Source organism: Saccharothrix hoggarensis, from assembly GCF_042678885.1.
Lineage (GTDB): Bacteria > Actinomycetota > Actinomycetes > Mycobacteriales > Pseudonocardiaceae > Actinosynnema > Actinosynnema hoggarensis.
Genome location: NZ_JBHTLK010000064.1, coordinates 24,266 through 30,954, shown reverse-complemented (window position 1 = coordinate 30,954; position 6,689 = coordinate 24,266). Strand labels below are relative to the sequence as shown.

Annotated in this window: 8 protein-coding genes and 1 pseudogene; 7 read left to right on the top strand and 2 right to left on the bottom strand. The window is 72.9% G+C overall.

The window, feature by feature from the left end:
• The 7 genes and pseudogenes from ACFQ3T_RS15030 to ACFQ3T_RS15000 all read left to right on the top strand — a co-directional run.
• Positions 1-315, top strand: a pseudogene (locus tag ACFQ3T_RS15030) (hypothetical protein); the annotation flags it as partial.
• A gap of 114 nt (positions 316-429) precedes the next feature.
• Positions 430-918 (top strand): YbaB/EbfC family nucleoid-associated protein, encoded by a 489-nt coding sequence (locus ACFQ3T_RS15025; protein WP_380723870.1) that lies wholly within the window; start codon positions 430-432, stop codon positions 916-918.
• Positions 915-1,217 carry a type VII secretion target gene (locus tag ACFQ3T_RS15020; RefSeq protein ID WP_380723869.1) on the top strand — a complete coding sequence of 101 codons (303 nt, stop codon included), beginning with the start codon at positions 915-917 and terminating at the stop codon, positions 1,215-1,217. The genes ACFQ3T_RS15025 and ACFQ3T_RS15020 overlap by 4 nt, the downstream gene beginning before the upstream one ends.
• The gene (locus tag ACFQ3T_RS15015) at positions 1,217-2,440 is read left to right on the top strand and encodes a WXG100-like domain-containing protein (protein ID WP_380723868.1); all 1,224 of its coding nucleotides are present in this window, start codon (positions 1,217-1,219) and stop codon (positions 2,438-2,440) included. The genes ACFQ3T_RS15020 and ACFQ3T_RS15015 overlap by 1 nt, the downstream gene beginning before the upstream one ends.
• The gene (locus ACFQ3T_RS15010; protein WP_380723867.1) at positions 2,437-3,036 is read left to right on the top strand and encodes a hypothetical protein; all 600 of its coding nucleotides are present in this window, start codon (positions 2,437-2,439) and stop codon (positions 3,034-3,036) included. Before ACFQ3T_RS15015 ends, ACFQ3T_RS15010 begins: the two co-directional genes overlap by 4 nt.
• A 26-nt stretch (positions 3,037-3,062) precedes the next feature.
• On the top strand, positions 3,063-3,683 hold the full coding sequence (locus ACFQ3T_RS15005; RefSeq protein ID WP_380723866.1) for a hypothetical protein: 621 nt from the start codon (positions 3,063-3,065) through the stop codon (positions 3,681-3,683).
• Positions 3,684-3,709: 26 nt separating this feature from the next.
• Positions 3,710-4,261: a hypothetical protein gene (locus ACFQ3T_RS15000; protein ID WP_380723865.1), complete on the top strand. Its 552-nt coding sequence runs from the start codon at positions 3,710-3,712 to the stop codon at positions 4,259-4,261.
• A 1-nt stretch (position 4,262) separates the two neighbouring features.
• On the opposite strand, the gene ACFQ3T_RS14995 is transcribed toward ACFQ3T_RS15000, so the two are convergent.
• Together ACFQ3T_RS14995 and ACFQ3T_RS14990 are read right to left on the bottom strand one after the other, a co-directional pair.
• Positions 4,263-5,000 (bottom strand): hypothetical protein, encoded by a 738-nt coding sequence (locus ACFQ3T_RS14995; RefSeq protein ID WP_380723864.1) that lies wholly within the window; start codon positions 4,998-5,000, stop codon positions 4,263-4,265.
• 130 nt (positions 5,001-5,130) lie between these two features.
• Positions 5,131-6,675 carry a bis-aminopropyl spermidine synthase family protein gene (locus ACFQ3T_RS14990; protein WP_380723863.1) on the bottom strand — a complete coding sequence of 515 codons (1,545 nt, stop codon included), beginning with the start codon at positions 6,673-6,675 and terminating at the stop codon, positions 5,131-5,133.
• Between the last annotated feature and the right edge of the window lie 14 nt (positions 6,676-6,689).

Below are 6,689 nucleotides of genomic sequence, written 5' to 3'. Positions count from 1 at the left end.
GCCCGTGCCGCGAGCCGGCGGTGCGCCGCCGTGGCCGAGCAGCTGTCCACCGCGGGCACCATCACGGCCGCCGTCCGCGGCATGATCCGCGACCTGATCGCCATGTTCGCGTGGGACGTCGCCCGCAACGCCGCCGTCGCGCTGGCCACGGCGGAGGCGAGCGGTGGCGCGTCGCTCGCCGCGTTCACCGGGTGGGCCGTGGGCCGGGCCGGGACGGTGCTGGAACGCGTCACCGGCCAGATCACGCGGCTCCTGCGCGCGCTCACCCGCATCCTCGGCCGCTTGGAAGGGCTGGCGGCGCAGCCCGCCCGCTGACGTGCCGTGCGGGCCGATTCCGGGGATGGCCGGACAAGGCGTGGGCCGATCCGCGATACTCCCGAACCGTCGCGAAACGGAACGAGGGGGGCACAGGCGGTGAACCCGGAGCGGATGATCGCGGACCTGGAGGCCAGGGCGCAGGACCTGGCCCGGCGGTCCGAGGACATGCAGGCGCAGATCAACGGCGCGTCGGCCACGGTCCGCTCGCCCGACGGCGCGGTGACCGTCACGGTGGCGCCGAACGGCGCGTTGCAGCACATCGAGTTCTCGCCGCGCGCGGCCGACTTCTCGCACGTCCAGCTCGGCCAGGCGGTGATGGCGGCCGTGCGGCGGGCCCAGGCGCAGGCGGCGCGGCAGGTGGCCTCGATCGTCGAGCCGCAGTTCGGCGGCACGCAGGCGATGGACTTCCTGACCAGCTTCATCCCGCAGGAGGAGGAGCCGCCCACCCCGCCGCCCCCGCCGGCCGAGGAGGGCAGCGTCCTGCGGCAGGTCGCGTGGGACGCACCCGCACCGCAGCCGCCCGTGCCGCCCCGGCGGCCGTCGTCGCACCGACGTGACGACACCGATGACGACGACGGCTTCGGGACGGTGCTGCGGTGAGCGGGTTCAAGGTCCAGGCGGACCAGCTGCGGAGGTTCGCGGGCGACCAGGAGGGTCGGAAGGGCGAGATCGAGGCGGCCGCCGACAAGGCCGGCGGGGTGGACCTGGGCGGCGAGACGTTCGGCGTCCTGCTCCAGTTCTTCGCCGACGGAGCCCAGCAGTTCGCGGCCGAGACCGTGGAAGGCATCCGCGCGCTGGCCACGGCGTACGGGGAGGCGGCGGGCGACACCACCGCCACCGCCGTGGACTACGAGAACGTCGAGGACGAGAACGACCAGCGCTTCCGGGGAGGCCGGTGATGGTGGAGTGGACCGGGTTCAACGACAAGTGGAACAACCCGGACAACTACGCCGGCGGCGGGGCCGTCGAGTCGTTCTTCCAGCTCGCCGACTCCTGCACCCGCGCGGAACAGGGCGACTACGCCGAGATCGGCATGAACGCGGCCGCGTTGGGCCTGGACGTGCTGGGCATGGTGATGGACCCGCTCGGGTCGCTGGCCACGGCGGGCATCGGCTGGCTCATCGAGCACGTCAGCTTCCTGCGCGAGCCGCTGGACTGGCTGGCCGGCAACGGTGACCGGATCAAGGCCGCGGTGAAGGTCTGGAACGAGACGGCCACGGCGCTGGACCAGGTCGCCCAGGCGCAGCACGACGCGGTCTCCGGCCAGGTCAGCGGCTGGGAGGAGCAGGCGGCGGAGCGGTTCCGGCAGAGCCAGGGCCGGCTCGTGCAGGAAACGCTGGTCATGAGCCGGACGTGCGTGACGGTGGCCGAGCAGATCGCCACCGCCGGGACGATCACGGCGGCCATCCGCGGCATGATCCGCGACCTGATCGCCATGTTCGTCTGGGAGGTCATCCGCAACGCGGCCATCGCGCTGGCGTCGTCGGTGGTGAGCTTCGGCAGCTCGATCGCCGCGTTCGCCGCGTGGGCAGTGGGCCGGGGCGCGGTCGTGCTCGGCAAGATCACCCAGCAGATCGCCAAGCTGATGCGGGTCGTCACGCGGATCATGGGGCGGTTGAAGGGGCTGTTCGGCGCGCTGGGGGACGCGTTGAAGGGCCTGGCCCGCTTCGGCAAGGGCGGCGGGGCCGCGACGCGCGCGTCCGGGACACCGGGCGGGGTGAAGTTCGAAGGGCTGGAGAACGCGGGCAAGCGCATGGAGGACTGGGGCAACGCGCGCCCGACGTTGGGCGACGCGGGCACCAAGCTCCGGGACGCGGGCCGGGAGTTCGGCGACGGCTACAAGAACGCCGGCGACACCTGGAAGAAGGTCTACGAGGACAAGGTCGGCGGCACCCCGCTGATGGAGAAGGTCGGTGACGCGTACACGCCGTACAAGCCGTTGGAGCGCAACGGCCACGTGTCGCCGCACTCCGTGCCGGACGTGATGGGCGGCGGGTTCCAGACCAAGTTCGGCGCCGACGTCCTGCGCGAGACGTCCAAGCAGGACGAGTTGGAGCTGGAAGGCGTGCCCGAGGAGCGGCAGCCGACCTTCAAGCGCCAGACGGGATACCTGGACGAGTGACGAAGAAGCTCGCCGTGACGTCGTGCGTCGCCGGCCTGGTGTTCGTGCTCGCCGGCGGGTTCCTGTTCGCGGCCGAGCGGGTGAGCTGGTTGGGCATGGCGCTGTTCGCCCTGGGCATGGCCGGTCTGCTGGCCGGGGCGATGTGGCTGTGGCGGAGTGTGCTGTCGTTCTTCGCCACCATCGCCGTGCTGACCGCGGTGCTCATCTCGGCGGTCGTGCAGGGTCCTCCGCTGTGGCTCTCGGCGTTCGGGGAGACGCGCACCGATTGCGTGGTGCTGGACGAGAGGGTCGTCAAGGGGACCAGGTCGGCGTCCTACACGCTGCACACCGTGCAGTGCGGCGACCGCCGGATCGAGTACCGGCCGTACCAGACGGCTTCCGAGCACATCGGTGACGTCGGCGAGCGGACGTCGCTGGTGTTCGACCGGACGGGTTTGTTGAACGCCTTGCGTCCGTCGGACCTCACGACCACCGGCCTGTGGGCGTTGCCGGCGGCGCTCGCGTTCGGGCTGCTGTACACCTGGTTCGCGGCGACCAGGTCGTCGACGCGGTCGGCGCGGGAGGCATCGGTGGCGGGTGGCCAGGATTTCCTGTGACGGCGCCACGAGTGAGCGGGGGACGCGTGAGTGGTGAGCGGGGCACGAAGCCGCGTCGCAAGGCGGTGTGGGTGCCGGTCATGGTGCTGTCCCTGCTCGGCCTGCTGAGCACGGGGGTGTTCTTGTCCGTCAGCGCCGGGTGGGGCGCGTTCGGGCTGGTGCCGATCTTCGGCGGTCTGGTCGGGTTCACCTGGGCGACGGGGATGCTGCGGCCGCGGAGCTACCTGATCGGGGTGGCGCTGGTGGGCGGTATCGCGTTCGCGATGGTGAGCCAGGGGTTCACGCACTCCGCCTGGCTGACGGTCTTCGGCGAGCGCGCGGACTGCGTCGTGGTGGAGCGGCACGAGTCCTCGACCCGTTCGGGGTCGGACTACTACCACCACACGTTCGAGTGCGGCGGGCGGGCGGTGCAGTACACCGGTCGTTCCGGGTACGTCGCCGACCAGGGGGACGGCGTCCTCCTGGTGGTGGATCGTCTTGGGGTCGTCGACCCGGCGCTGGTGGGTGACGTGTCGTCGGGGCGGAACCTGGCCTTTGTCGGCGTGGTGTTGGCAGGACTGCTGTTCGTGCTCGTGGTGGCGTTGTTGCCGCCGCCGCGGCCCGCTCCCCGGTTGCCCGGCCCCAAGGTGAGTCAGGAGTTCCTGTGAAGACGGCGGCCATGGTGGTTGGCGTTGTGGCCTTGCTCAGCGTCGGCGTGCTCTTCAGCGCGACGGGCGCGTGGGGTGTGCTCGGCATCGTCGCCGGGCTCGTCGGACTCGTCCTGCTGGTGTTCGGGACCAGGGCGCGGCAGCCGAACGGGCCGTTCACGGCGGTGAGCGTCGTGGTCGGCATCGGGCTGGCGATGGCGTCGTTGTTCGGCGCCGGCTCACTGCTGATGACCGTGGTCGGCGACCGGGTGGACTGCGAGCTGGTCGAGCGCCGGCAGGAGTCCCACCGCACCAGCGCTCCGACGCTGCACCACGAGTTCGACTGCGCGGGCCGTCCGGTGTCGTTCTCGGGCTCGGCCGACTACGTCGCCGAAGTCGGTGAGCGGGTGGCGCTGGTGGTCGACCCGTCCGGCACGTTCGCGCCCGTGCTCTCCGGCTCGGTGTCGGGGACGCGGAACTGGGTGGTCGGCGGCGCGGCACTGGTGGGTCTCGCCCACGTCGTGCTGGCCGCCACCCGGCCGCCCCGCGCGGCACGGCCGCGGTCCAAGGCCGTCGTGAACCGCGGGGACTTCCTGTGACTCAGCCCCACTGGCCGTGCGCGGGCGGGGGGACGTGGGACGGCGGTCCGGGCAGGTGGTGCGGCGGCTTCGCGCCCCGCATCGCGCGGCCCACCGGCGGCAGGGCGGCGACCAGGCCCGAGACCACCCACAGCACCAGGGCGATCGCCGGCAGCGCCACGAACTCGGCCGGCAGGTTCGCCGCCACCTCGGCGACCACGTAGACGTTGTGCGCCGCCGCCAGGACCGCGATCCCGACCAGGCCCCACCGCACGCCCGGCACTCGGCACGCGAGCACCACGGCGAGGACGAGCACCGTCGTGGCCACGCTCAACGTCAGCGAGATGGCGAAGTCGACGTTCCCGGTGATCTCCTCGGTGAACGGGATGCCGAGGAGGGTGAGCCCGAGGTGCGGCGTCGGCACCCTCCCGTCGGACACGGCGGGCAGCGAGGCGACGTACAGGAGGACCACGTTCGGCAGGAACAACAGCGCGGCCAGCACGGGCAGCGCGTTGTTGGGTCGGCGCGGTTGGCCCGGGTACGGGGACTGGCCTGGGTACGGCTGGCCTGGGTAGTACGGCTGGCCCGGGTAGGGGGTCTGGCCGGGGTGCGGCGGCTGGCCGGGGTGGCCGAACTGCCCGGGTTGGGCCGGGAGAGGCTGACCCGGGTGGGGCTGGGGCGCGTGCGGCTGCTGACCGGGGTGCTGCCGCGGCCCCGGCGCGCCCGGGTTGGGCGTCCAGCCGCCGTGGGGTTGGTTCATGCGCGTGCCTCCTGGTTCGACGGGAAGTTACCGCCGAACGGCGCCGCGACGCCGGACTTCGCCGGAATTCCGGCCAAGTCCGCCGGTCCGGCCAGGTCGGGCCAGTCGGGCCAAGTCGGGCCAGGTCCGGCTACCCGGCCGACGCGCGGATCAGCGGCAGCAGGGCGGCGATCCGGTGCCGCGGCAGGTCGATCAGCCGGAGCTCCAGGTCGGTGTGCTCGGGGTCGAGGTGCTCCCCGATGCGCTCCCGCGCCTCCCGCTTGGTCATCGCGCCGTGCGTCGCGGTGACCAGCGCCTCGCGCCACACGTTCCCCAGCTTGCCGTGTGCCCGCATCAGCACCTCCCGCACGGCCAGCCCGCCGACGTCCAGCGTGCCCGCCAACACCTGGTCGGCCACGACCACGCAGTGCTTGCCGTCCGGGGTGGAGCGCAGGAACCTCAGCGCGAACCTGGTGTCCACCAACGACTTCAGCCCGTGCTGTCCCGCCGCGGAGGCCACGTCCGGGTGGTTGTTCGGCACGAGCGCCGCCATCCGGCCCGGTGAGCACGCCAGCAGCGTCCGCAGCAGCCAAGGCCCCGGGTCGCCGGTCAGGTCCACCGCCAACGACGCCGCGCCCTTGCCGATCGGGTCGGCCCAGCCCGGCGCGCGCGGCTTGGGCGGTGGCGAGGACTCGGGCCGCGGCGCGAGGTCGACCAGCGCCGCCAGCGCCGTGGCACTCGGCCCGGTCGCCTCCACGGACTGCGGGCCGTGCGTGTAGATGGACGTCTTGGGCGTCGACGTCGCGCGGCGGGACGTGGGCCGGCACACGTACAGGTCGGCGGCGCTGCCGATGGCCTGCGCGCCGTCGAACCGGTGGAACGCGGGCAGGATCGCCTCGAACACCAACCCGAGCCGCTGCAACTCCTGCTGCACCTTCAGCCCCAGGGCGGGGGTCCGGTCGCTGAACCCGTACGCCAGCAGCACCCGGCCGCGGGCCACGTCGGACAGGCACTCGACGGCCCGCCCGGCGAACAGCGCCATGCCCTCCGGCGTGTACGGCGGGTCGCTGAACACGAGGTCCGCGGACTCGACCACGGCGGGCGGCAGGCCGAACCGGAAGTCGGCGTGCACCGTCCGCACGGTCCAGCCGCGCTCCTCCGCGCGCGTCGAGATGAACTCCAGCAACCGGTCGTCCACGTCGACCACGACGACCTCGACGGACGGGTTCACCGCGCACACCGCCAGCGACGTCAGGTCGTGGTCGCCGAGGCACAGCAGCGTCCGCCCGGCCAGGTCGTACGTCGTGTTCAGCCACAGCGCGCGCTTCAACGCCGTCTCCGCCGTCGCCTGCACGTGGTCCAGCGCGGCCAGCGGCGGCGGCACGTCGGCGATGTCGGCGAGGATGGACCGCAGGTGTTCGGTGTGCCGCGACACCAGCGCGTCGACCGGGTCCACGAGGTCGTCACCGGCCCCGAACGCGGCGTAGTCGGCGGCCTTGGCCGGCGCCAGCCGGTACCGGTCGCCACTGGTCTCCAGGTCGTCGCCGACGGCGGTCAGCAGCTCCTGCACGGTGCGCCGGGGCACCGCCGGGAGCCGGACCAACTCGGCCAACGTGTGCCAGTCACCGGCGAGCAGGTCGAGCACGCGCCGCAGCTTGCGGGCGTGCGTTCCGCGTTCGGCCAGGAGAGCGCGCACTGGTTCGGTTGCCA

Excerpts from the sequence above, each read along its gene's own strand:
- ACFQ3T_RS15025 (WP_380723870.1), top strand. The coding sequence starts at position 430 with ATGATCGCGGACCTGGAGGCCAGGGCGCAGGACCTGGCCCGGCGGTCC.
- ACFQ3T_RS15015 (WP_380723868.1), top strand. The coding sequence starts at position 1,217 with ATGGTGGAGTGGACCGGGTTCAACGACAAGTGGAACAACCCGGACAAC.
- ACFQ3T_RS14995 (WP_380723864.1), bottom strand. The coding sequence starts at position 5,000 with ATGAACCAACCCCACGGCGGCTGGACGCCCAACCCGGGCGCGCCGGGG.